Source organism: Massilia sp. CFBP 13721, assembly GCF_014842025.1.
Classification (GTDB): domain Bacteria; phylum Pseudomonadota; class Gammaproteobacteria; order Burkholderiales; family Burkholderiaceae_D; genus Telluria.
Genome location: NZ_JACYUY010000002.1, coordinates 1 through 24909, shown reverse-complemented (window position 1 = coordinate 24909; position 24909 = coordinate 1). Strand labels below are relative to the sequence as shown.

General features: G+C 65.1%; 18 protein-coding genes and 1 tRNA gene. 7 read left to right on the top strand and 12 right to left on the bottom strand.

Translation table 11 applies throughout. The features are described from left to right. Positions 1 to 198: 198 nt before the first annotated feature. Positions 199 to 1875, top strand: a complete 1677-nt coding sequence (locus IFT60_RS01765) for a response regulator (RefSeq protein ID WP_192049393.1) — start codon at positions 199 to 201, stop codon at positions 1873 to 1875. Positions 1876 to 2045: 170 nt separating this feature from the next. On the opposite strand, the gene IFT60_RS01760 is transcribed toward IFT60_RS01765, so the two are convergent. Beyond that, positions 2046 to 3542 carry a DEAD/DEAH box helicase gene (locus IFT60_RS01760; RefSeq protein WP_229510644.1) on the bottom strand — a complete coding sequence of 499 codons (1497 nt, stop codon included), beginning with the start codon at positions 3540 to 3542 and terminating at the stop codon, positions 2046 to 2048. Between the two features lie 393 nt (positions 3543 to 3935). Here IFT60_RS01760 and IFT60_RS01755 point away from each other — a divergent pair, with 393 nt between their 5' ends. Beyond that, a complete protein-coding gene (locus IFT60_RS01755) occupies positions 3936 to 4496 on the top strand; it encodes a hypothetical protein (RefSeq protein ID WP_192048855.1) in 561 nt (186 codons plus the stop codon). A 236-nt stretch (positions 4497 to 4732) separates the two neighbouring features. On the opposite strand, the gene IFT60_RS01750 is transcribed toward IFT60_RS01755, so the two are convergent. The 3 genes from IFT60_RS01750 to IFT60_RS01740 form a co-directional block, all read right to left on the bottom strand. After that, positions 4733 to 5482 (bottom strand): anti-sigma factor family protein, encoded by a 750-nt coding sequence (locus IFT60_RS01750; RefSeq protein WP_192048853.1) that lies wholly within the window; start codon positions 5480 to 5482, stop codon positions 4733 to 4735. 8 nt (positions 5483 to 5490) lie between these two features. Continuing rightward, positions 5491 to 6111: an LON peptidase substrate-binding domain-containing protein gene (locus IFT60_RS01745; protein WP_192048851.1), complete on the bottom strand. Its 621-nt coding sequence runs from the start codon at positions 6109 to 6111 to the stop codon at positions 5491 to 5493. A gap of 123 nt (positions 6112 to 6234) precedes the next feature. Then, positions 6235 to 6711, bottom strand: coding sequence for a cupredoxin domain-containing protein (locus IFT60_RS01740; RefSeq protein WP_192048849.1), 477 nt, complete (start codon positions 6709 to 6711; stop codon positions 6235 to 6237). A gap of 218 nt (positions 6712 to 6929) precedes the next feature. Between IFT60_RS01740 and IFT60_RS01735 the strand changes: the two genes are divergently transcribed. Beyond that, on the top strand, positions 6930 to 9200 hold the full coding sequence (locus tag IFT60_RS01735; RefSeq protein WP_192048847.1) for a CHASE domain-containing protein: 2271 nt from the start codon (positions 6930 to 6932) through the stop codon (positions 9198 to 9200). Positions 9201 to 9334: 134 nt separating this feature from the next. Here IFT60_RS01735 and IFT60_RS01730 read toward each other — a convergent pair whose 3' ends face one another. Beyond that, positions 9335 to 10306, bottom strand: coding sequence for a homocysteine S-methyltransferase family protein (locus IFT60_RS01730; protein ID WP_229510643.1), 972 nt, complete (start codon positions 10304 to 10306; stop codon positions 9335 to 9337). A gap of 248 nt (positions 10307 to 10554) precedes the next feature. On the opposite strand from IFT60_RS01730, the gene IFT60_RS01725 reads away from it, so the two are divergent. Then, positions 10555 to 11835 (top strand): cytochrome P450, encoded by a 1281-nt coding sequence (locus IFT60_RS01725; protein ID WP_192048845.1) that lies wholly within the window; start codon positions 10555 to 10557, stop codon positions 11833 to 11835. A 24-nt stretch (positions 11836 to 11859) separates the two neighbouring features. On the opposite strand, the gene IFT60_RS01720 is transcribed toward IFT60_RS01725, so the two are convergent. Next, the gene (locus IFT60_RS01720; RefSeq protein WP_374000695.1) at positions 11860 to 13725 is read right to left on the bottom strand and encodes a bifunctional diguanylate cyclase/phosphodiesterase; all 1866 of its coding nucleotides are present in this window, start codon (positions 13723 to 13725) and stop codon (positions 11860 to 11862) included. A gap of 365 nt (positions 13726 to 14090) precedes the next feature. On the opposite strand from IFT60_RS01720, the gene IFT60_RS01715 reads away from it, so the two are divergent. Further along, positions 14091 to 15059 carry an MBL fold metallo-hydrolase gene (locus IFT60_RS01715; protein WP_192048841.1) on the top strand — a complete coding sequence of 323 codons (969 nt, stop codon included), beginning with the start codon at positions 14091 to 14093 and terminating at the stop codon, positions 15057 to 15059. 15 nt (positions 15060 to 15074) lie between these two features. Here IFT60_RS01715 and IFT60_RS01710 read toward each other — a convergent pair whose 3' ends face one another. After that, positions 15075 to 16211, bottom strand: a complete 1137-nt coding sequence (locus IFT60_RS01710) for a GGDEF domain-containing protein (RefSeq protein ID WP_192048839.1) — start codon at positions 16209 to 16211, stop codon at positions 15075 to 15077. Between the two features lie 353 nt (positions 16212 to 16564). Between IFT60_RS01710 and IFT60_RS01705 the strand changes: the two genes are divergently transcribed. Next, the gene (locus IFT60_RS01705) at positions 16565 to 17650 is read left to right on the top strand and encodes an HAF repeat-containing protein (RefSeq protein ID WP_192048836.1); all 1086 of its coding nucleotides are present in this window, start codon (positions 16565 to 16567) and stop codon (positions 17648 to 17650) included. Positions 17651 to 17754: 104 nt separating this feature from the next. Next, positions 17755 to 18831, top strand: a complete 1077-nt coding sequence (locus tag IFT60_RS01700; RefSeq protein WP_192048834.1) for an HAF repeat-containing protein — start codon at positions 17755 to 17757, stop codon at positions 18829 to 18831. 152 nt (positions 18832 to 18983) lie between these two features. Here the strand turns inward: IFT60_RS01700 and IFT60_RS01695 are convergent. From IFT60_RS01695 to rpsU, 5 genes are all read right to left on the bottom strand, one after another. Beyond that, positions 18984 to 19062, bottom strand: a tRNA-Ile gene (locus tag IFT60_RS01695). Positions 19063 to 19198: 136 nt separating this feature from the next. After that, a complete protein-coding gene (rpoD, locus tag IFT60_RS01690; protein ID WP_374000697.1) occupies positions 19199 to 21427 on the bottom strand; it encodes an RNA polymerase sigma factor RpoD in 2229 nt (742 codons plus the stop codon). A 256-nt stretch (positions 21428 to 21683) separates the two neighbouring features. Next, entirely contained in the window at positions 21684 to 23480 is a 1797-nt protein-coding gene (gene dnaG, locus IFT60_RS01685) for a DNA primase (protein WP_192048830.1), read from the bottom strand. A 104-nt stretch (positions 23481 to 23584) separates the two neighbouring features. Beyond that, positions 23585 to 24034: a GatB/YqeY domain-containing protein gene (locus IFT60_RS01680; protein WP_192048828.1), complete on the bottom strand. Its 450-nt coding sequence runs from the start codon at positions 24032 to 24034 to the stop codon at positions 23585 to 23587. A gap of 128 nt (positions 24035 to 24162) precedes the next feature. After that, positions 24163 to 24375 (bottom strand): 30S ribosomal protein S21, encoded by a 213-nt coding sequence (gene rpsU / locus IFT60_RS01675; RefSeq protein ID WP_005665410.1) that lies wholly within the window; start codon positions 24373 to 24375, stop codon positions 24163 to 24165. Positions 24376 to 24909: the final 534 nt, after the last annotated feature.

Genomic DNA, 24909 nt, shown 5'->3' with positions numbered 1-24909 from the left:
CATGGCATGCCCATCAACGCAACGGAGACCTGGCGATTATACGCTGTTCTCGACCGTGGCCGACCTGCCGAGGCGCCCGCCCGCCATTCATCGGCCTGCGTGAAATCGCGCACAGTTCGCCGTTCCGATCCTGCGTTAGGATGACCTCACTGATGACACGCACACATGCTGCGCGACCACGACCACAGAGACAAGCACATGGCAACCGGCTCGACACCCGAAGAAAACGCAGATGCGCCGGTCGACCTGCAAGGCGGCGGCCAGAGCGTCGGCGTGCCTGCCGACGGCCAGCTCGAAGGCAGCGCCTTCAATCCGCTCGGCAACCCCGGCATGAAACACTGGCAGGCTGGCTACATCGAGCAACCCGGCCTGGAAGACCGCGGCAACGTCTTCTTTGCCGCCGTCGAAATGACGCGCATGCCGATGGTCGTGACCGATCCGCGCCAGCCGGACGATCCGATCGTGTTCGTCAACCGCGCCTTCCTCGACCTGACGCTGTACGAGGAAAAGGACCTGATCGGCCGCAATTGCCGGCTGCTGCAGGGCCCGCAGACCAATCCCGAAACGGTCGCCGAAGTGCGCGCGGCGCTGGCCGAACGGCGCGCCGTCGCCCTCGACATCCTGAATTACAAGGCCGACGGCACCCCATTCTGGAATGGGCTGTACATCGGCCCGATCTTCGACCAGGATGGCGAACTACTGTATTTCTTCGCTTCGCAGATCGACATCACCGAGCGCCGCATGAGCGAGCATTCCTCGCTGCAGGCGCAAAAAATGGAAGCGATCGGCCAGCTGACGGCCGGCATGGCCCACGATTTTAACAATCTGCTGCAAGTCATCAACGGCAACCTGGAGCTGGCCCTGCTGGCGATGGATAAATCGGGCGCTGGTGCCGAACCGATCCGCCGCGCCCAGCGCGCGGCCATGAAGGCCGGCAAGTTGACCCAGCAACTGCTGACCTTTGCCCGCAAACAGCGCCTGGAACCGCGGCGCGTCAACCTGAACGCGCTGCTGGTGGAATTTTCCGAATTGCTGGTGCGCACCCTGGGCGACCGGGTGGTCCTGCAACTCGACCTGAAGCCGGGCTTGCCTGCCTGCAAGCTCGACCCGACGCATTTCGAGATGGCCCTGCTCAACGTCCTGATCAATGCCCGCGACGCCATGCCCGACGGCGGCCGGGTGCGCGTCAGCACGCTGCTGGTGGCGGGCGGCGCCGACAGCGACGGTCAGGTGGCGGTCTGCATCGCCGACGAAGGCGAAGGCATGCCGCCGGAAGTGGCGCAGCGTGCCACCGAACCCTTCTTCACGACCAAGGGACCGGGCACCGGCCTCGGCCTGGCGATGGTGCATGGCTTCGTGCAGCAGTCGCGCGGGCAGCTCGAGATCGACAGCACGCCCGGCAAGGGCACCACGGTGCGCATGGTGTTTCCGGTGGACGGCGCCGGCGCGGGTACGGGTGCAGGCGCTCCTGAGGCCGACGCCGATGCCGCGCGCGCCGAAGAAAGCGCACGCGCCCGCATCCTGGTGGTCGAGGACAACGAAGACGTGCGCGAACTGGCCGAAACCATGCTCGAAGGCGCGGGCTACGCGGTGGTGTCGGCGCCGAGCGGCGAACAGGCCCTCACCCTGCTCGAAGAAGGCAGCGCGATCGACCTCGTGTTTACCGACGTGATGATGCCGGGCGGGATGAACGGCCTGCAACTGGCGGACCAGGTGCGCGCGCGCCGCCCCGGCACCCCGATCCTGGTCACCACCGGCTACATGGACGAATTGCCGACGGCACGCGGCCAGCGGCTCGACATCCTGAGCAAACCCTATCGCCAGGAAGATTTATTGGCGCGCGTGCGGGCGATTTTGCCGGGTTCATTCCCGTGAGCATCCGCCAGCCGTGAACAGAAGCGCACCATAGGGTGGGCTCTGCCCACGCGGTTCATCAGTTCCCAACTGAAACACATTTTCGAGTCCGACATTCAATAGACAGCGCCGTGGACGTAAAAAACCTGCGGCCTCGCGGCGCGCAGGTTTTTTTACAAAAGCAACCGTGCTTACTGCGGCTGCTTCGGCAAGCCACCCAGCAAGGCGGCAATCTTCTGCTTCGGCTTGGCCGGGGCGCCCGCCAGGTTCTGGTTGCTGTCCGGGCGCGGCGCGTTGGCCGGCTCGTACGGCTTCAGGAACCACGGGTCGACCTTTTCGCGGCGCGGCAGCGGGCCGGCGCCATAGCTGCGCTGTGGGCGGTCGCCGCGCTCGCCGCGTTCAAACTCGCTGCGGCGCGGGCCGCGTTCGCTGCGTTCGCCACGCTCCGGGCGTTCGCCACGCTGTGGACGCTCGCCGCGTTCGGCATGTCCGCGTGCGCGCACCGCGAAACCGGTCAGCTCGCCGCGTGTGATGTTTTGCTTGATCAGCTTTTCGATATCGGCCAGCAAGCGCTCGTCCTTGTCCGAATACACCGACAAGGCGTCTCCCGAAGCGCCGGCGCGGCCGGTACGGCCGATGCGGTGCACGTAATCCTCGGCGTTATACGGCAAATCGTAGTTGATCACGCACGGCAGGTCGGAAATGTCGAGCCCGCGCGCGGCGACGTCGGTCGCCACCAGCACTTCGATTTCCCCCTGCTTGAACGCCTCGAGCGCGGCCATGCGTTCCTGCTGGGTTTTATCCCCGTGGATGGCCGAGGCCTTGATGCCGGTCTGCTCCAGGTGGCGCGACAGGCGCGAGGCGCCAATTTTCGTGTTCGAGAAGATGATGACCTGCTTCAGCTCGCGCTGGCGGATCAGGAATTCGACGACGTCGCGCTTCTGCTCTTCGTCGACCTTGTAGACGATCTGCGTGACCTTCTCGGCGGTGGCATTGCTGCGCGCCACCTCGATCAGCACCGGCTGTTGCAGGAAGCTGTTGGCCAGCTTTTTGATTTCCGGCGAGAAGGTGGCCGAGAACATCAGGTTCTGGCGCTTCTTCGGCAGCAAGTTGATGATGCGCTGCAGGTCGGGCAGGAAGCCCATGTCGAGCATGCGGTCCGCTTCGTCCATCACCAGCATCTGCACCTGGCCCAGGCTGACGTTCTTCTGTTCGATGTGGTCGAGCAGGCGGCCCGGGGTGGCGATGACGATTTCGACGCCGCCCTTCAGGATGGTGGTCTGCCCCTTCATGTCCATGCCGCCGAAGACGACGGTCGAACGCAGCGGCGTGTGCTGGGCATAGGCGCGCACGTTGTCGGCCACCTGCACCGCCAGCTCGCGGGTCGGGGTCAGGATCAGGGCGCGCACCGGGTGACGGGCCGGCGACATGCTGCTGTTGGCGTGCGCCAGCAGCAACTGGATGATCGGCAGCGAGAAGCCGGCCGTTTTACCGGTACCGGTCTGGGCGGCGCCCATGACGTCGCGGCCCTGCAGTACGACGGGAATCGCCTGGGCCTGGATCGGGGTCGGATGGACGTAGCCCTGGTCGGCCAGCGCGCGCAGGATCTCGGGCGCCAGGCCGAAATCGGCAAAGGTCACGCTCGGTTCGACAGCCGCGGCGTCGGTGTTCATCTGTGTATCAGACATTGTTCTTTCCGGGATAAGGGAAACCGATCACTGATCGAGCCCCTTTGAATTCAACTTGCTCTACGGGCGATGACCACGCGAACCCAGCAGGCGTGGCCGGCAGTGACAACTCCTGGAGGGGCGGGCGGGCCGCCGGCTGGAACATGGCCTGGGCCTGTGGCCGGCTCGGTGGGCGCGTTGCGCCGGCAAAACCGGCAGCGCAGACGTAGAGACACAATATATCGCCCTCAAGGTTACCTGAAATCCACGGCAGTGTATATGGAATCGTGCGCGCAATCGGTCGCGCATCGGTCGTTTTGGCTTGCCGTGCTTTACCCGGCTTTACATTCCCTGCCCTGCTGGTGCGGTTGATTGCGTCGTTAATGGGACAAGACAGATAGCGAAGGAATGACGATGGTGTCGGCAATTGGCGGTAGCGGCCTGGTGCAAACGGTGCCGGCGCGGGTGGAAACGCGCAAGGCGCAGGAGACGGCGGCCACGTCCACGGTGGTCGATGCCGGCACGGCCGCCGTGCCCAGCGCGCAGGCGCTGGCGACGGCGCGGGTGGGTGGGCAGCTCGACGCGCAGTTCGATGCGGGACGGGTGCAGCGGGCGCAGGAGGAAGCGGTGGCGGTGGATGGGGGCGATGGCGAAACGGATACAGGTGCGGCTGCGGCGGACACGGACGGGACGGCGGAGGCCGGCGCCGGCGGCACGGCAGCGCCGGCGGCGGGCGGTGCGCGCATGGGCGCTGGCGCGGCAGGCGGCAGCGACAGCGCCGCGTCCGACTATATTGCCGAAGCCGATACCAACAATGACCGCAAGCTGAGCGAGGAGGAGCGCGCTGCGTATATGAAGAAGCAGGCGCGCGAGGTTGCGGGTAACGCAGCGGCACAGCAGTCGCGTGAGCAGGAAGTGCGGCAGGCGTATGGGCCGCAAGAGACTTCCGAGTCGCGGCTTGATATCAGTGCTTGATGCTGGCAGGTGCGATTTATATGTAAAACCGGAGTGACGCAGGCGGGATGCGGGCGTTACGCGTGGACGGAGTCCACCCTACGAACCGGAGTGTTTTACATATGAAAACGGAGTGACGCAGGCGGGATGCGGGGGTTACGCGTGGACGGAGTCCACCCTACGAATCGGAGTGTTTTATATATGAAAACGGAGTGACGCAGGCGGGATGCGGGCGTTACGCGTGGACGGAGTCCACCCTACCCTTCACGTTTCCAGCCGCGGGCATGGGCGGCGCGCTCGGCGTCGGGGCTGAGCGGGGTACCGGCGATGCGGCTGTCGATGGCGTCGAGCACGGCCGGCGGCAAGCCGGTGCCGTCCATCCAGGCCGCGCCGGCCGCGCCCTGGGCCAGCACCGGCACCTTCCAGGCGCCGCCGTCGCGGCAGGCCAGGCCGGCGGTCGTGTCCATCACGAAGCTGCGGCAGTACTTGCCGTCCTTGGCCAGGAAACTGATGCCGATGCGCACCCGCCCCGACGGACCGGGGCTGGCCAGCTGCGCGCTTAGGGCCGCTGACAGGCGCCCTTGCGCCACCAGCGCGCCATCGGCGCCGCTGAGGGAAGCCAGTTCCGCTTCGCCCTGCCAGGCACGCCAGCCGAAGCCGCCGGCCAGGGTGCCCGCCACCAGCGCCGCGGCCAGCGCGCACCAGTGGCGCAGGGTCCAGGCCGGCGGTGGCGCCGGCGGTGTGGGCAGCGGGCCGTTGCGCGCGGCGCGGACCATGTCGAGCTGGACGATTTTCGCGCCCCCGGGGCAACCATGCGCATGGGCGTGGCCGCCGCCGTCGCGCCCGCCCGCGACCACGCCATACACGCGTGAACGCCGGGCACGCAGCTGGGCCACGCGCGTGGCGATCGCCGGGTCGGCGCGCAGCGCGCGTTCGACCGCCGCACGGGCCGGCTCGGCCAGTTCGCCGTTGACGAATGCAATCAAGAGTTCGTCCGAAAATTTCATGGCAATGGTTACGAGGTGATCAGGCCATGTTCGTCCAGCACATCGTGCAGCAGCTCGAGACGGATCACTGGATTGTCGAGCATGAGCATGTTGTGCTTCTGGTTGTTCGGCAAAGGCAACAGTTCACACCAGCGATTGGCGACCCAGCCACAATCTTCCAGCCGGAACGGCGGCTGTACCGGCCAGCGCTCCTGCGGCACGTCGTGCAGCGAGGCCAGCACCCGGTCGAGCGCATCGGAGGCGCCCTGCAATTCGGCGGGAATGCGTACGGCGTGGTCGTCTTCCACCAGTTCGACCTCGGCGACCCACAAACCGTTCAGTCGTTGTTGCGATGATTTGACTTCGAAGCGCGCGCCGCCGCGGCAGACCACCTGCAGCAGCCCGGGCGTGGTGGCCGCGGTATCGCAGACGGTGGCAAGCGTGCCGCCTTCGACAAAGCGCTCCGGCTGCCCGCCGCGCGCGCGCACTTCATGGCCCTGGGTCAGCAAGACCACGCCGAAGGGCGTGTCCTCGGTCAGGCAACGGCTGACCATGTCGAGGTAGCGCGCCTCGAACACCTGCAGCGGCAACACCCCATCCGGGAACAGCACCGTGCTGAGTGGAAACAATGGAAGGGAAATCGTGGCCATGCCCCATCATGACAGAATCGCCGGGCGGACCGCAGCACGATTGCCGACAGCCTGCCGCGCCTTCCGCAGGGCCGCCAGGGCGCCTTTCAGGAACAATAAACTGAAGAACTAGTGGGGCGGAAACTACTTCTGCGGCGCCATGATCGGCAATGTCCGCAGCGTCTGCATCAGCGCGCCCAGGCGCCATCGAACACGCTCCCAGCCGGGGTCGGGCAGGCGCACCACGCGCACGGTGAGCGTACCGCCGGCCACGTCCGGACAGGCGTAGGCATAGTCACCGGCCTGCTCGAAGGGCAGGCGGAATTCCTGGCCCGGCAACAGTTGCAGCGGACCGAACACATGGGGCTGGCGGTCGAGGTTGCGCAGCAGCAGCACATCCTGCACGCCCAAGGTCAGGCGGATCTCGCGCGGCAGTGCCGGCGCGCGGGCGCTCGCTAGGCCCGCGGCGCCGGCCTGACGCGGCACCGGAAACGTGAAACCGCGTTCCTGGCTGGGCGTACGCAGCGGCGCCAGCGCGCCCCACAGCAGCGCCAGCAACAGTACGCCGAGCACAGCGCATGGCAGCCGGCGCCGGCGCAGGAGGGAATCGGGGGCGATCATAGAGGTAAGTGAATGGGCCGGGCAAATGCGGCGGCCGATTGTAGCACTGCGAATATTGTATTATGCAAACAAAATCACTGGCCAGCGGGGCTGGCCTCCCCCACACGTGCGCCTGTGGAAGGACTGGCCGCGTATGCTGGCCGGGTCCGGGGCTTGCGCCGAGGCCCGATCATTCCTGCCGTCCGCGGCCGACTTTCGACCGACTACCAACCGACTACATGCAGCGTTCCGATCCCGACGAGACCATCCCCATCCCGGGCGCACGCCTGCGCAAGGGATGGGGGCCCCTGATCCTCGCCGGCCTGGTGTTCCTGGTGTCGCTCCTGATCACCTGGGGCGCATGGAGCGGCGCGCGGGTTGATGCCGCCACCGACCTCGCGGGACAGTTCGACTACCGGGCACGCGACCTCGTCAACACGACGGTACGGCGCATGGCCGTCTACGAGCAGGTGCTGCGCGGCACGCGCGGCTTCATGCGCGGCAGCGTCGACATCGACCGCCGCGACTTCGCGGACTATTTCCAGATCCAGAACCTGCAAGAACATTTTCCCGGCATCGAAGCGCTCGCCATCGCCAGCATCATTCCACCCGAACAATTGGCGGCGCACGAGGCGGCGCTGCGGGCGCAGGGTTTCGGCAGCTACGCCGTGCACCCGCGCCCAAGCGGCGGCTTCGCGACCTCGATCACCCACATCGAACCCTTCTCCGGACGCAACCTGCGCGCCTTCGGCTTCGACATGTACAGCGAACCGGTGCGCCGCGCCGCCATGGAAGCCGCGCGCGACAGCGGCGGCGCCGCCCTGTCGGGCAAGGTGGTGCTGGTGCAGGAAGGCCACAACGCCCAGCCCGGCTTCCTGATGTACGTGCCGGTGTACCGCAAGGGCGCGCCGATCGCCAGCGTCGAACAGCGCCGCGCGGCGATCGTCGGCTGGGTATACGCGCCATTCCGAATGGCGGACCTGATGCGCGGCCTGGGCGGCGCCCACGCGGACGACCTGCAGGTCGCGGTCTACGACGGCACCCGCGCCGATCCGGACGCACTGCTGTTCCGCTCGCAGGATGCCGTCGCCTGGCGCCGGCCACTGCACCGGCGCACGCTGCCGGCCACCATTTCCGGGCGTCCCTGGCTGATCGACATTGCTTCGTCCGCCGCGTTCGAGGCCGGGCGCGATACGCGCCGCCCGCAAGTGATCGCCATCACCGGCATCGGCCTCGGTTTCCTGCTGGCCCTGGTGGTGTGGCTGCTGGCCAGCGAGCGGCGCCGCGCCGTGCAGCTGGCGCGCGCGATGACGCTCGAACTGCGCCAGTCCTACGAGCGCATGGACCTGATCCTGCAAAACACCTACGACGCCTTTATCGCCATCGACAACGACGGCCGCATCACCGACTGGAACCCGCGCGCCGTGCAGCAGTTCGGCTGGACGCGGAGCGAGGCGCTGGGGTGCGAGATCGGCGAGCTGCTGGTGCCGCCGGACCAGCGCGTGGCCGCCGAACGCGGGTTTGCCCAGTTCGCGCGCGACGGCCAGCCGCTGGTAATCGGCGAGCCGGCCGAAGTCATGGCGCGCCACCGCGACGGCCACCTGGTGCCGGTGGAAATCGTGGTTGCCGCCCTGCCCGCCGAAGTCGGCTACGGCGCCAGCGCCTTCCTGCGCGACATGCGGCCACGGCGCGAAGCCGAGGCGCGCGAGCAATTGCGCAAGCAACGCCTGGACGAGGCGCGCATGGCGCTGGCGCGCTCGCAAAAGCTGGAAGCGGTCGGCAAGCTCACCGGCGGCGTGACCCACGATTTCAACAACATCCTGCACATCATCAGCGCCAACGTGCAACTGCTGCAGAAGGCAGGCAGCAATGGCGGCAACATCGAAAAACGCCTGCGCAGCATCCAGGATGCGGTCGAGCGCGGCGCCAAGCTGTCGGCCCAACTGCTGGCCTTTGCCCGGCGCCAGCCGCTGCACCCGAGCCTGGTCGACGTCGGCCTCTTGCTCGAACGCATGGACAGCCTGCTGCACCGCGCCGCCGGCGACGCGGTCGCGATCGAACTGGCGCGCGCCGCTGACCTGTGGCATACGCTGGTCGACCCCAACCAGCTGGAGAACGTTCTGTTGAACCTTGTTATCAACGCGCGCGACGCCATGGAGGGGAGCGGCAAGGTGACGATCACGCTGGCCAACCGCGCGCTCGACAGCGAGCTTGCCAACGACGACCCGGAACTGGCGCCGGGCGACTATGTGCTGATCGCCGTGGCCGACAGCGGCGCAGGCATGCCGCCAGAAGTGATCGAGCGCGCCTTCGAACCCTTCTTTACGACCAAGCCCGAGGGCAAGGGAACGGGGCTGGGCCTGTCGATGGCGCACGGTTTCGTGCGCCAGAGCGGCGGCTACATCCGCATCGATAGCAGGCTGGGCGAAGGGACGACGATCAGCATTTATTTGCCGCGCGCGCTTGCGGAGGCGGATGCGGCCTTGCCGGCGGCGCCGGCGACGCAGTGAGCCGGCGGGACGCGGGTTGAACGCGTGGACGGGGGACCCGTCCACCTACATCTGACGCAATTGTAGTAGGGTGGACGGCTCTGCCGTCCACGCGTAACGCACGCATCCTTCCGGCGCGTATCCTGCGCGAAAGGCTACGGCGGCGGCCCGGCACCCGCCGCCCGCCCGGTCAGGTGGCGCGCAATCGACGCCACGTGGCGCTCGTCCGTGCCGCAGCAGCCACCGACCACGTTCATGCGCGGCAACAGGTTGTGCAGCGCCAGGTATTCCTCGCCCAACGCTTCCGGATCCCCATCGTCGAGTTCGGTCGATTCGTCGAGTTCGGCATGGCTGAGGCGCAAGGCGTTGGCGCGCAGGCCGTGCAGGCGCTCGCGCCAGGCGCCACCCTTGGCCAACGCCGGCGCCAGATGGGCCGGGTGCACGCAATTGACCATGTAATAGGCGGCGTAGTTGCCGGTCTCGGCATCGGTACGCAGGACGGCGTCGGACAGCGGGTCGCCGGACGGCAGGCGGCCGTCCATTTCCAGCGTAAAGGAAATGGCGACCGGCATTTCGCAGGCCGCGGCCGCGTCGACGATGCCGATCGCTTCGTCCGGATAGGTGATCGTGAAGGCGGACACCATGTCGGCCTCGGTGCCGGAAAAGGTGGCGATCTGCGCCAGGTGGTAGTCGTGGGCGGCGGCCGCGCTCATGCGGAGACCAGCGCGGTAACCGTCGCCGCGCGGCCCCAGGTTGCCGCTGATGACGACCGGCGTGAGCGGGCTGTCGTAGGCGGCGCGCACCTCGGCCAGCAGCGCCACCGCGTCGCGGTTGGCGTCCGCCAGCGCCAGCGCGTTGTAGCCCAGCGCCTGCCCCCAGTCGGGATTGGCGCGCCAGGTCGGCGTTTCCAGCACCAGCCCGGTCCGCTGCGCCTGCGCCAGGCGCGCAAACTGGTCGAAATACGCCTTCAGGGCCGCGCGGCCGCGCTCGTCTTCCAGCAGCACGAAGGAGGCAAACGAGGGCAAGGTAAAACCCTGCTGGAAGGAGAGCACCGTTTCCAGGCCGGCGTCGGCCAGGAACAGGCGGCCTTCGAGCTGGGGCAGGCGCTTGCGGTAACGGCTCATCATCAACACTCCTGGAGCACTCCTGGTCAGGCCGGTACACCATCGGCACGCAATACTGACTTGGAACGCGACCGGCCGCCTGCGGTTCCCGTACTGACGCGGCGCGCGCCTGATGCGCCGCAAGACGCCCAGACGCGGGCACGGGCATGCCGCCGGCTTGTGCATAAAACACAACAGGGCCGCGTTGCGAGCGCCAGCGCACATTCGGAACACGGCTGCTCTGGCACACTCGGGGCAAAAGGAGACTGCCCATGAATGCCCCCCCTTCCACCGCCCTGCCCGTGCACCGCACCATCCCCCAGGCGCCCGGCTTCGACAACTCCATCGCGCTCCTCAGCGAGGGCTACCGTTTCATCGGCAACCGCTGCGACGAACTCGGCTCGGACATTTTCGGCACCCGCCTGATGCTGCGCCGCGTGGTCTGCGTGCGCGGCGAGGCGGCCGCGCGCATGTTCTACCAGCCGGGCCGCTTCACGCGCCAGGGCGCCAATCCCCCCACCGCGCTGGCCCTGCTGCAGGGGCACGGCAGCGCCCACGTGCAGGACGGCGACATGCACCGGGTGAGAAAAGCGATGCTGATGTCGCTGCAGACGCCGGCCTCGCGCGCGCGTCTGGTGGACCTGGCCGAACGTGAATGGCGCCTGCGCTTCGAACGCTGGCCGCGCGTGCGCCGGCAAGTGCTGATCCAGGAAGCGCAGGCCGTGCTGTGCCGCGCCGCCTGCGCCTGGGCCGGCGTGCCGCTGGCCAATGTTGAAGAGGAAGTCCTGCGCACCGCCGAATTCTCGGCCATGATCGACGGCGCCGGCGCCGTCGGCCCGCGCAACTGGCTCGGCGCCTCGCTGCGCCGCCATACCGAACAATGGGCGCACGACCACATCGTGGCGGTACGCACCGGGCGCCCGGTCGACCCGGAAAGCCCGCTGGCGACGATCGCCTTCCACGTTGACGCCGACGGCGAAGTGCTGTCGAATGCGGATGCGGCGGTGGAACTGCTGAACGTACTGCGCCCGGTGGTGGCGGTGGCGCGCTACATCGTCTTCGGCGCGCTGGCCATGCACGACTACCCGGAGTGGAGAACGCGCCTGGCGGGCGGCGACGACGCCGCACTGGAGATGTTCGTCGAGGAAGTGCGGCGCTTCTACCCCTTCTTCCCGGCCATCGGCGGACGCGCCAACCATTCCTTCGCCTGGAACGGGCTGCAGTTCGACAAGGGCGACTGGGTGTTGCTCGACATGTACGGCACCAACCACCACCGCGCCACCTGGCCGGACGCCGATCTGTTCCGCCCGCAACGCTTCGAGGCGCGCAAGGACAACGGTTTCGACCTGATCCCGCAAGGCGGCGGCGATCCGGCCTCGGGCCACCGCTGCCCCGGGGAAGCCGTCACCGTCGAGCTGACCAAATCGGCGCTGCGCCTGCTCGCCGGCGCCATCCACTACGAGGTCCCGCCGCAGGACCTGACGGTCAGCCTGGAACGCATGCCGGCCCTGCCTGCCAGCGGCTTCGTGATCGAAGGGGTGCGGCCGGCCTGAGGTTGACGCACTAAAGGTAGCCGCTCAGGCCGCCAGGCGCTCGGCGTGCGCCGGCACGGCCAGCGCGCGCTTGCTGGCGGCGTGCTCGGCCACGCGGCCGCGGCCTTGCAGTTTGGCCTGGTACATGGCGGCGTCGGCGCAGCGCAACAGGGTGTCGGTGTCGTCTGCGCAGTCCGGGAACACGGCCACACCCACGCTGGCCGAGATGCTGACACTAAACCCCTCGGTCATGAAGGGACGGTGCAGTTCGCGCAAGATATCTTCGGCTACCTTTCTCGCGTCGGCAGTGTCGCTCACGCGTGGCAGCAGCACGACGAATTCATCGCCGCCGAGGCGGGCCAGCGTGTCCGAGGCGCGCAGCGTGGCGTGCAGGCGCGTGGCGACTTGCTGCAGCAAGACGTCGCCGACCGCGTGGCCATAGCTGTCGTTGACGGGCTTGAACTTATCCAGGTCGAAGAAGATGACGGCGAGCTTGTGCTCTTCGCGCCGGGCCGCCAGCAGGGCCTGGCGCAGGCGGTCGCCGAACAGCAGGCGGTTCGGCAGGCCGGTCAGCACGTCGTGGTGCGCCATGTGGCGGATTTGTTCTTCCTGCAATTTGCGCGCATCGATATCGGCCACGGTGCCGACGATGCGCAGCGGCTGTCCCATGCCGTCGCGCTCGGCCACCTGGCCGCGCACCAGGATCCAGCGCCAGTTGCCGTTGCCCAGGCGTGTACGAAACTGCGCGGTGTAGTCGGGCGTCGCGCCCTGCAGGTGGGCGTAGAGCGCATGCAGCACGGCGTGCGCGTCTTCCGGGTGCGCCATCGCGGCAAAGGCGCTGCGGCCAAACGGCAGCAGCGTGCCCTCGGCATCGACGATGCCTTGCGTACTCGGCGACAGGGTGACCATGCGATTGGTAAAACTGTAATCCCAGACGCCTTCGCCGGTGGCGTTCAGCGCCAGCTTCCAGCGTGCTTCGGCGGCGGCCAGCGAGGCGACGCCGCGCCGGTGCTGGTCGGCCGCGGCAAATACCGCCCAGCCGGCCAGTACCAGCAGCAGCGATACCGCCAAGCCTATATACACCAGCAATTGCTTTTGCTGCGCATAGCGTGCGTTAGCATCCAGTACCGCCTGGCCGACAGTCACGGCCAGACCATATTCGGACAGCCTGCGCCAGCCGTAGTGGCGCTCGACGCCGTCCAGGCGGCTGACGCGCTGGAACGTACCGCCCGTCTTGCCGCTCACCAGATAGGGAGCGCCGGGCAGCAGCTTGCCGCTGTCGCGCATGGTCAGGCTTTGCGTGGTGCGGCCGATCACGACGCCATCGGCACGGACCAGGGCGATCGACGCATCGGCGCCGAGGTCCATGGTGTCGTAGAAACGCGAAAAATAGCCGGGCGCGACGCCGGCGATGATGATTCCAGCCAGCTTGCCGTCATCGCCGTAGATCGGCCGCGAAAATTGCACCGTTTGGCGTCCCGACAGCCGTCCGCGTAGCGGCTTGCCGATGAACAACCGGTCGCCCGCGTCTTCCTTCAGGTGCGCCTGCACGTAGTCGCGGTCGCCCAGGTTCAGCCGCGGCGCATGCGGCGCGTTGGCGAACAGCACCTGCCCCTGCGGATCGGTGACGATGAGCGTGATGTGCAGATGGCCCTGCAGGTGGGTGTTGAGTTCGGCCACGATGGCGCCGAACTGTTCCGGATTGCGCAGCCAGCCGAGGCGCAACTGGCTCAGCGACAGGTCGATCGTGACAATGCTCGAGCGCACTTCCTCGGCAAAGGCATGGGCCAGGTTCTTGACGTTACGGTAGCTCTCGTCGCGCGCAACATTGCCCAACTGGGCACGCTCATGCGCCACGACCAGCCAGACCAGCGGCAGCGCGACGGCCAGGAACACCAGCAAGCGGCGCACTACGCTGGCCCGAAGATAGGCGCGGGCGTCGCGGCAGAGGCGAAAGGACAGTGTGGAGCGAAAAGGCATCGGCCGGAGACCCGGCATGGGGCGCCGGCTAATAAATAAGTGGATGAGCGAATTGACGAAAAATTACGTTGCAAATTCTACCGACGAGAAATTTGCACCACAAGCATTTAAGTCCTTCCTGTTGTTTGTAGGCAGCGTCCTACACCATAAACAATGAAATATTATTTCTTGCGAAGCGATTATTTGAAATTTTCTTTCATGCACGTAGGCGAATCATCAGTTGCGCGCCACGCTCTGCAATTGTCCGCCGCGTTCGCCCGGTTCGCGCATAATCGGAAAAAACAAGGACCGACACGATGGAACTGCAATTCCTGGGCACCTCTTCCGGCACGCCGAGCCGCGCACGCAACGTGGCGGGCCTGGCGCTGCGGGCGACGGGATCGAAAAGTTGGTACCTGGTCGACTGCGGCGAAGGCACGCAGCACCGCATCCTGCGCACCCACTATTCTCCGATGAGCCTGCGGGCAATTTTCATCACCCACATCCACGGCGACCACTGCTATGGCCTGCCGGGTCTGCTGGCCAGCGCCGGCTTGCTCAACCGCAGCGAGCCGCTGCTGATCGCCGGGCCGCCCGCGGTCGAACGCTTCGTGCGCGGCGTCATGGAGAGCACCGAACTGCGCCTGCCCTATCCGCTCGAATTCGCCGCCATCGAACCGGGCTGGACCAGCGCCACGCTGCCCGACTTCCGCGTCGAAGCGACCGCGCTGTCGCACCGCGTGCCCTCGTTCGCATTTACCTTTATCGAAAAAAGCGTCGAGCGCCGCCTCGACAGGGCCAAGCTCGAGCGCGACGGCATCGCCTCCGGCCCCGGCTGGGGCCAATTGCAGCGCGGCGAAGACATCGATTTACCTGACTGCCGCGTCGTCCGCAGCGCCGATTACATCTTGCCGGGCCGGCGCCAGCGCAAGATCATCGTCGCCGGCGACAACGACACGCCCGCCCTGCTCGCCGCCCAGGCCGAGGACGCGCACCTGCTGGTGCACGAAGCGACGTATACCGAAGAGGTATTGCAGAAGGTCGGGCCGGGGCCGCAGCACAGTTCGGCACGGGCGACGGCGGCGTTTGCCGAAGCGGCCGGGATCCCGAACCTGATCCTGACCCATTTCAGCCCACGCTACCAGCAGGTGGGCAATGGGCCGTCGATGGCCGACGTCGAGGCCGAGGCACGCGCGGCCTACACGGGGAACATGTTCCTGGCGAGCGATCTGCAGCGTTATACGCTCGACCGGCAGGGGGCGCTGGGTTTGGTGGCGGACACGTGACGCGCGCGGCCCACGTCAAGCCAGTTGTAACGACTCGATCCGGTCACGCCCGTTGCGCTTGGCCTGGTACATTAACTCGTCGGCCGCCGTGATCAGGCGGCGCAGCGGGGCGTCGGAGGCCAGCTGCGTGAGGTCGATGGTGGCGACGCCGAAGCTGGCGGTGGCGCGCAGCCGGGTGGCGCCGTCGTGCGACACGACTTCGGTCGCGGCAAAGGTCACGCGCAGGCGTTCGGCCAGGCGGATGCCGCCGCCCAGATCGGTCCCCGGCAACACCACCAAAAATTCCTCGCCGCCATAGCGCACCACGCTGTCGATGCCGTCGCGGGTGGCGGCGTGCAGGATGCGCGCGAATCCGCGCAGCACCATGTCGCCATCGCCATGGCCATGGGTATCGTTGATGTGCTTGAAGCGGTCGATGTCGCACAGCACGACGGTGAGGCTGTTGGCGTCGCGCGCGCGCCCGGCCCACTGTCCGCCCATCAACTGTTCATGCAGGTAGCGGCGGTTGAAGCATCCGGTCAGGTGATCGCGCTCGGCCGCATGTTTCAGCACCGACCAGGAGCGGTATTCCTCGCGCGACACGTGATTGAAGCGGCGCGCGGCCAGGAAGCCGAAGGTATTGACCAATACCAGCAGCATCACCATCGTCAATGCATCGGCGAACGCCATATGGCCGTACTTGCCGGCGAGCGCGACAAAGGCCAGCGTGGCCGCCACCGACAGCGCCGTCGCATAGCGCAAGCGGTTCGGGATATACAGGTAGATCACGACCAGCATGATCGCCAGCGACATCGCGTGCCAGTGGAATTCGCCTGGGCGCAGGAACGAGATGAGCATGAAGCTGGCCAGCGCCACGCCCTCGGACAGCGAGGCGGCAACGCGCGTGGCGCGCACCGACAAGGCGCGCCGGTAAGCCAGCCAGGCGCAGGTGCCGGCAATCACCGCCACCAGCACACGGGCGGCCAGCGACACCATCGTTTCAACTCCCCAGCCGAGGACGGCAAGGTCAGTGGCGAAAAAGCCGAGGTAAAAAACAGTGCAAAACACCAGCGTGAAGCCGAGCAGCTCCTGGGTCTGGGCCTGCTTGTGTTTCAGGTACGCGCCCTCAAGCGGCGCGAGCATGAACTCGCCGGTCAGCGAATTGATTTCCATGGGAGAAGCTCCAAGGCCCTGGGCTTTGCTGATCAGAATGCTATTTTGCCATTAATGTGACCTAGAAGAAATCACACATTCTCACCTGTGGCTGTTTTTAGACATGACCACCGGAAAAACACAACATGCAATCTTGTCCAGCAGGCGCAACAGGCGCGCCGAATCGGCATTCGCCTACAGGTGCTACCCATCTCGCATTGTTCCGTCCCAAACCCAGCCGGCGCCGACGGGGTACCTTGATTGGCGGGCAGGCGCCCATGGACGCAAGCCCTTGTTTCTTAAGTAAATTATGTCGATGCGAAATGGTTTTTCATCGACTTCCATCACTAGCGGCGTCCATCATGGAGGTTCGAATGCGTGCACCTGACCGACTGTCCTTGTTCTTACTGACCTTCGCCCTTGGCGTGGCGAACGCCGCCCCGGGCTACCCCGAGTACCGCGTCACGGTGGTGGGGCCGGCCAATAGCACCGCCACCGACATCAACAGCGCCGGCGTGGTGATTGGCACTTATCCGTTCAGCCCCACGTCCACCCACGGTTTCCTGAACCGCGGCAAGGGCCTGGTCGACCTCGGCGCACTGGGCGGCAGCGCGAGCGAAGCCGTCGCCATCAACGACAAGGGCGAGGTGCTCGGCCACTGGACGAGCGCCGGCGGCCAGCGGCGCGGCTTCATCTACTACCAGGGCAAGCGGCGCGATATCGGTGCACTGCGCGGCACGTTCGCGCGCTACACCGACATCAACAATGCCGGCTACGTCACCGCGACCGCGGAGTCGCCGCGGTTCCCGGGCGGCTGGCGCGGCTACCTGCGCGACCCGAGCGGCAAGTTCCGGAACGTCGGCAACCTGCACTTTCCAGACTGGGAAGACACACCGACCCTGAACACCGCCTTGGCGCTGAATAACCGCAACCAGGTTACGGGCGAGTCCGGCCCCTTCTCGCAACCGGACCAGCCGCTGCGCGCCTACACCTGGACCAAAGGGGTGATGCGCGACCTGGGCGACTTCGGCTGGACACCCAACGGCGGCAACGCCATCAACGGCCGAGGGCAGATCACCGGCTACATGTCGGTGCCGACCGGCTTTCGCAGCCGCGTCGCCTATATCTACAGCAATGGCCGCCTGATCGACATCGACGGGCGCGGCGCCGCCGTCGCGGAGCGCTCGAGCGTGGGCACCGGCATCAATAACTACGGCCACGTCGTCGGCAGCAGCGACCACCTGTCCGGCTTCGTCTACCGCGGCAAGCGCATGCAGAGCCTGAATGCGCTGATCGCCCCGAAATCCGGCTGGGACATCGTCGCGCCGCAGGCAATCAACGATGCCGGCCAGATCGCGGCGACGGCCGTGCGCAATGGCGTGTCCTACGCGGTGCGGCTCGACCTGATCCGGCCGAGCGTGCTGGCGGCACCCCAGCTGGAGGACAAGGACGCCGACTGACACGCGCAGGATGTTGTCGTACCGGGAATCGCCCTGGTGGCGGGTGTCACCTTGCGGCTGGCGCCATCGTCTTGCCCAGCCGCTTTCACCTACTGGAGATTGTCATGTTAGTGCGCAATCGTTTTTCGCTGGCATCGCTACTCTTGCTGTCGCTCGCGGCCGGTATGGCCCATGCCTCCCCGGGCTATGCCGAATACCGCGTCACCATCGTCGGCCCCGCCAACAGCCAGCCGACCGGCATCAACGCTGCCGGCGCCGTCGTCGGCATCGTCCCGACCGGTACCCTGACCTACCGCAGCTTCGTCAACTACGGCAAAGGCCCGGTCGGGCTGACCCTGCCGGGCGCCACGTCCAACATCGCAGTGGCCATCAACGACAAGGGCGAGATCCTCGGCAACTGGACCAGCAGCACCGGCCAGGCGCGCGGCTACGTGTATTACCGCGGCAGCTTCCGCCAGCTGAGCGGCCCCGGCGGCCGTCCCACCCGTTATGTGGACATCAACAACGCCGGCTATATCCTGGCGGCGGCCAGTCCGCCAACCACGGACCCCGCCGGCAGCAACCCGCATGGCTACCTGCGCGCGCCGAACGGCAAGTACCAGGACATCGGCACCCTGTCCTACGACAACCCGACCACGCAGCCGGAGGCACTCAACAACCGCAACCAGGTCACCGGCGAGTCCGGGTCGCTGTTCGCTCCGGAAATTCCGTTCTACGCCTTTGTCTGGAGGGACGGCGCAATACGCCAACTGGGCGACTTCGGCTACACGCCCAGTTACGGCCTCGATATCAACGACCGTGGACAAGTCGCCGGCTACACCTCGACGGCAACCTTCCGCGAAGCGCTCGCCACCGTCTGGACCCATGGCCGCGCGACCCTGATCGACACCCGCCCCGCCGGCGATTACCGTTTCAGCACGGCCCAGGCCATCAACAACCACGGTCACGTCGTCGGCAACAGCAACCATCTAGGTGCCTTCGTCTACCGCGGCAAGCGGCTCGAAAGCCTGAACGCGCTGATCGACCGCAGGTCGGGCTGGAACATCAGCTTCTCGCGCGGGATCAACGATGCCGGGCAGATCGTGGCGGACGGGGTGCGGGGTGGCGTGCAGTATGCGGTGCGGCTGGATTTGATTCGGCCGCATGCGCTGGGGGCGGCGCGGGTGGAGGGAGATGAGTAGGTGGATGCCAGTCGAAGTTCGGCTGTGACGCGATGAGTTAGCTGAGAAACGGTTGGCGCGGATAATATGGCTTGTCGCGCCAACTGCTAACCGCTGGTTCAACCCATATTGATGGGTGCCTGACGCTACGGCTTGAACCTTACGAGATATATTGGTAGGCCTCCCCGGAGTCGAACCGGGCACCAACGGATTATGAGTCCGCTGCTCTAACCAGGCATGAGCTAGAGGCCCAAACTCGTTACAGATGGGAAGAAGAATCTCGCCACCGCGCTGCGGTGTCCCGAACGAAGTGGCGAGAGGATATTGCGTTTAGTGCTGAGCCGTCAAGCGTTTAGTAAACTTGACGGCTGTGGTCAACAGCCAACAATCAGCTGCTCCCCTCCAGGAAGCTCTTCAGCTTGTCCGAACGCGACGGGTGGCGCAGCTTGCGCAGGGCCTTGGCTTCGATCTGGCGGATGCGTTCGCGGGTGACGTCGAACTGTTTACCGACTTCTTCCAGTGTGTGGTCGGTCGACATTTCGATGCCGAAGCGCATGCGTAGCACCTTCGCTTCGCGCGGGGTCAGCGAGTCGAGCACGTCCTTCACCACGCCGCGCATCGAGGCATGCAGGGCCGCATCCGACGGGGCCAGCGTGTTGTTGTCCTCGATGAAATCGCCCAGGTGCGAATCGTCGTCGTCGCCGATCGGCGTTTCCATCGAGATCGGCTCTTTGGCGATCTTCATGATCTTCCGGATTTTGTCTTCCGGCATTTCCATCTTGATGGCCAGCGTTGCCGGGTCCGGCTCGGCGCCCGTCTCTTGCAGGATCTGACGCGAGATGCGGTTCATCTTGTTGATGGTTTCGATCATGTGCACCGGAATCCGAATGGTGCGCGCCTGGTCGGCGATCGAGCGGGTGATGGCCTGGCGGATCCACCACGTCGCATAGGTCGAGAATTTGTAGCCACGGCGGTATTCGAATTTATCGACCGCCTTCATCAGGCCGATGTTCCCTTCCTGGATCAGGTCGAGGAATTGCAGGCCGCGGTTGGTGTATTTCTTGGCGATCGAGATCACCAGGCGCAGGTTGGCCTCGGTCATCTCGCGCTTGGCTTTGCGGGCCTTCATTTCGCCAGCCGCCATCTGGCGGTTGATGTTGCGCAGGTCCGGCAGCGGCAGCACGACACGCGACTGCAGGTCGATCAGGCGTTGCTGCAGTTCCTTGATGGTCGGGATGTTGCGGCCCAGGATGGCGCTGTAGGCGTGGCCGGCGTTGACTTCGCCGTCGACCCATTCCAGGTTCGTCTCGTTGCCCGGGAAGACCTTGATGAAGTGGGCGCGCGGCATGCCGCAGCGGTTCACGGCGACATCCAGAATCTGCTTTTCGATGTGGCGCACTTCGTCGACCTGGCCGCGCAGGGTGTCGCACAGCTTTTCGACGACTTTTGCCGTGAAGCGAATGCCCAGCAGTTCGTCGGAGATGGCTTCCTGCGCCTTGACGTAGGCCTTGGAGTTGTAGCCTTCCTTTTCGTAGGCCTTGCGCATCTTGTCGAACTGCTGTTCGATGGTGCTGAACTTACCCAGCGCCGCGACTTTCAATGCTTCGAGCTGCTCGGCCGAGTAGCCGGCGGCGCCCGGGGTGGCGGCGGCTTCTTCTTCCTCGCCTTCTTCTTCGTCTTCGGCGTCTTCGTCCTCGTCTTCGTCGCCGTCGGTGGCGGGCACGACGGCCGATGGCGAGGTTTCTTCGGCGCCTTCTTCTTCGACCAGGCCGTCGACGATTTCGTCGATCTTGATTTCGTCGGCGTCGATGCGCTGGGCGGCGGAGATGATTTCGGCGATGGTGACCGGGCAAGCCGAGATGGCCTGGATCATGTCGCGCAGGCCGTCTTCGATGCGCTTGGCAATTTCGATTTCGCCCTCGCGCGTCAGCAGCTCGACCGAACCCATTTCGCGCATGTACATGCGCACCGGGTCGGTGGTGCGGCCGAAGTCGGAGTCGACCGTCGACAGCGCCGCTTCGGCGGCAGCTTCGGCTTCGTCGTCGCTGGTAACGGTGGCGACGTTATCGGACAGCAGCAGCGACTCGGCATCGGGCGCGTGTTCATACACGGCAATGCCCATGTCGTTGAAGGTGCCGATGATGCCTTCGATCGCTTCCGGATCGACGATGTTCTCGGGCAGGTGGTCGTTGATTTCCGCATAGGTGAGGAAACCACGTTCCTTGCCGTTCTTGATCAGCGCCTTGAGCTTCTGGCGCCGGATCTCGAGCTCTTCTTCACTCGCTTCGGTGTCCGAGGCGAACGCGTCTTTCAACAGGGCTTTTTCCTTGGCCTTGCGGTCCTTGGCCTTGGCCTTGTCGACGGCTTTCAGCTCGGCGCGTTCGACCGCGTTGAGCGCGGCGACTTCATCGTTCTCGGGCGTGAATTCTTTGGGTTTGCGACCGCGGCGACCCGGGACTTTCACGGATGGCAGCACGTAACCGGACGTGTCGATGGCGGCCAGGGTGGCGGCATCGGTGGTCTGGCTGACGACGGGGGCGGCGCCCGCGGTGCGGACATCGGCCTTGTCTTGTGCGTTGTCTGCCTGGGCAGACGCTCTGGTGGGTTTGGCAGCCACTTTGGGTTCGGGTTTCTTGGTTGGCACAGGCGCTTTCGATGTCACAACGACTAACTTTACGATGGTTAAAGATAAAGTTTTGTTACCTTACATCACGCTGCATCCAGCGTACAACACTGCTGCGCTAACTGAAACTCCACGCCCCTTTTGACACGAAAGTCGTTTCAAAGGTTGCAATAGTTAGCGTTTTATTATAGCACGCACCCCTCTTTTTCCAAGTTGCACGAAGCCCACTTGCCGACTTTGCAACGCACCCTCAGCGGGGGCTGCGATCGGCAGCCTGCTCAGCCTCCAGAACCTGCTGCTGTGCCGTGATTTCGCGATAGCGAGCGCTCACCTGATCTGGGGTCAGCCCCTTGGAAAACAACTGGTTCAACTCCTGTTTCAAGGCTTCGATCTTGATTTGCCTCACAGCGCTTACCAGGAATACCCGATTCGCATCGGGATCGGATTCCGGCTCGGAAGCAATCTCGGCAATGATGCGGTCGTAGTGATTACTTGCCTCTTTGAGCTGTTCCGACAGCGCCGCGAAGTTGCCGTATTCGCCCAGGGCCTGGGCAACGCTGACCAGGTAGCGCAAGGCATCGCTCGATTCCTGCCCGAAATGGTCGAACGCTTGCAGCGCCGACTCGTCCAGGTGCAGCGACAGCGCCGGATGCGCGACCAGAAGACGCGTGATCTGCAGCTCGAGGCCGACCGGCTCCGGACGGCCTTGGCGCGGCGGCGCCTTTTTCGCCACCGAGACTGGCTTGGACAGTTCGAACAGGCTTTCGATCTCCGCCGGCGACGACTCCGTCAGGCTGGCCAGGCCGCGCACGATCTGCAGGCGCAACGACGATGGCGTCATCGCCTGCAGCAGCGGCTTGGCGTCGTACTGGGTGGCGGCGCGCCCTTCCGGCGTCGACAGGTCGTGCTCGCCGGTCACCTCGCGCAGCAGGAATTGCGACAGCGGCATGGCGTCGTTGATTTCCTGAGCGAAGGCATCAGCGCCGAATTCGCGCACGAAGCTGTCCGGGTCGTGCTTTTCCGGCAAGAACAGGAACTGGATGGTCTTGTTGTCGGACACTTGCGGCAAGCAGGCTTCCAGCGCGCGGCGGGCGGCGCGGCGGCCGGCCTTGTCGCCGTCGAAACTGAAAATGACGTTGTCGGTCTGGCGCAGCAGCTTTTGCACGTGGGTGCTGGTACAGGCGGTGCCGAGGGTGGCGACCGCTTGCGGGAAGCCGAGCTGGGCCAGCGCGACGACGTCCATGTAGCCTTCGGTCACCAGCACGTAGCCGGCGTCGCGGATCGCCTGGCGCGCTTCGAACAGGCCGTACAATTCCAGGCCCTTCTGGAACAGCGGCGTTTCCGGCGAGTTCAGGTATTTCGGTTCGCCGCTGTCGAGCACGCGGCCGCCGAAGCCGATCACCTGTCCTTTGATGTTTCGGATCGGGAACATGATGCGTTCGCGGAAACGGTCGTAACGCTTCTTGTTGCTGCCGTCCTCATCCACCTTGTCGATCACGAGGCCGGACTCGACCAGCGCCAGCATGTCGTAATCGGAGAACACGGTGCGCAGATTGTCCCAACCGGACGGGGCGTAGCCCATGCCGAAGCGGGCGGCGACTTCGCCGGTCAGGCCGCGGTTTTTCAGGTAGCTGATCGCGTTCGATGCGGTTTTCAGCTGGGCGCGGTAATAGTCGCAGGCCTGGCTGAGCGCTTCGGTCATCGACTGCGATTGCGCCTGCTGGGCGGCGCGCTGCAGCGGCGGGATCTTGTCGTCGGCTTCGGGCACGACCATGCCCACGTTCTGCGCCAAGTCCTTGACGGCATCGACGAAACCCATGCCCGAGTATTCGATCAGGAAGCCGATCGAGGTGCCATGGGCGCCGCAACCGAAGCAGTGATAGAACTGTTTGGTGGGGCTGACGGTAAAGCTGGGGGATTTTTCGCTGTGAAAAGGACACAGCCCCATGTAATTGGCGCCGCCCTTTTTCAGCTGGACGTAACGCCCAACGACGTCGACGATGTCGACGCGGTTGAGCAAATCGGTAATGAAGGATTGCGGAATCACGTAAGAGCTCTACACCGTGTTTGTCTAAGGTCAGACTATACCGCAGCGCTCGCTGCAAATTGATTTACAACAAGCAAGGGACCATCGGGCCCGCTTGTGTTGCGTCACGCGCCGGTCAGCGCTTTCTTGACCAGGGTCGACACGATCGTCATGTCGGCACGTCCCGCCAGTTTCGGCTTGACGATGGCCATCACCTTGCCCATGTCCTGCGGGCCGGCAGCGCCGGAGGCGGTCACGGCGGCAGCGACTTCGGCGGCGATTTCATCGTCCGACAGTCCAGCCGGCATGTAGGCCACCAGCACTTCGAGCTCGGCCTTTTCGATGTCGGCCAGGTCGGCGCGGTTGCCGGCTTCGAACTGGGTAATCGAGTCCTTGCGCTGCTTGATCATCTTTTCGACAATGGCGACGGTTTGCTGGTCGTTCAGTTCGATCTGTTCGTCGACTTCCTTGCGCTTGATGTCGGCCAGGATCAGGCGGATCGTGTTCAGCTTGCCGGCTTCCTTGGCGCGCATCGCCGCTTTCATGTCGTTGGTGATTTGTTCTTTCAGGCTCATGGGTTCTCCAATCGATAAGGGACAAACAACAAAACCCGCCGGGGTGACAACCAGGGCGGGTTCGAGGACTTCTCGCAGCTACCGGGACGAGCGCAGCGCTTCGTCGCCGGACTAGCCGGCAGACAGTCTTAGTACAGTTTCTTAGGCAGTTGCTGGCTGCGGATGCGCTTGTAGTGGCGCTTCACGGCAGCGGCAAGCTTGCGCTTACGCTCTGCAGTTGGCTTTTCGTAGAACTCGCGTGCGCGCAGTTCCGTCAGCAGACCGGTTTTTTCGATAGTGCGCTTGAAGCGACGCATAGCGACTTCGAACGGCTCGTTTTCTTTAAGGCGGATAGTGGTCATGTAAAAATCAAACCGTTGGATTTAGGGAAGAACGAAATTCTAGCAGCTTTTGGCAAGCAGTGGAAGAGATTAACTTGGTGTGATGAATTTGACACATAGCGCTTTTGAGATATGCCTGCGCCTGTGGAGCTGTGGCTGAGCCGCTATTGGTACGCAGAATCCGCGTGGGCTCGGAGAGCCCACCCTTGTATTATGCTTTCTGAGCTTATTGCTCACTTTAACCCGAGGAATCACTCGGGTTCGAGCAGCTGGATGCCGAGCCCACCCTTTGGCAAAAGCCAGTAATTCGTAGATTTCGCACCAGCTGCTCACCCTCGTTCGAAGATCGGACAAGTATCTTTGGCCCGGCCCAGCCGTGAGCCCGTATTCACAAGGTAGATCAGAAGAGGACAAAATGCAGGTGTGGTATCTGGGAATCGATGTTGCCAAGGCTAAAGTCGACTGTGCATTGCGCCAGCCGGACGGGGAAACACAAGCACAAGGTGTTCGACAACAACCGGAGCGGGTTCGAAGCGCTGCACCAGTGGCTCCTGG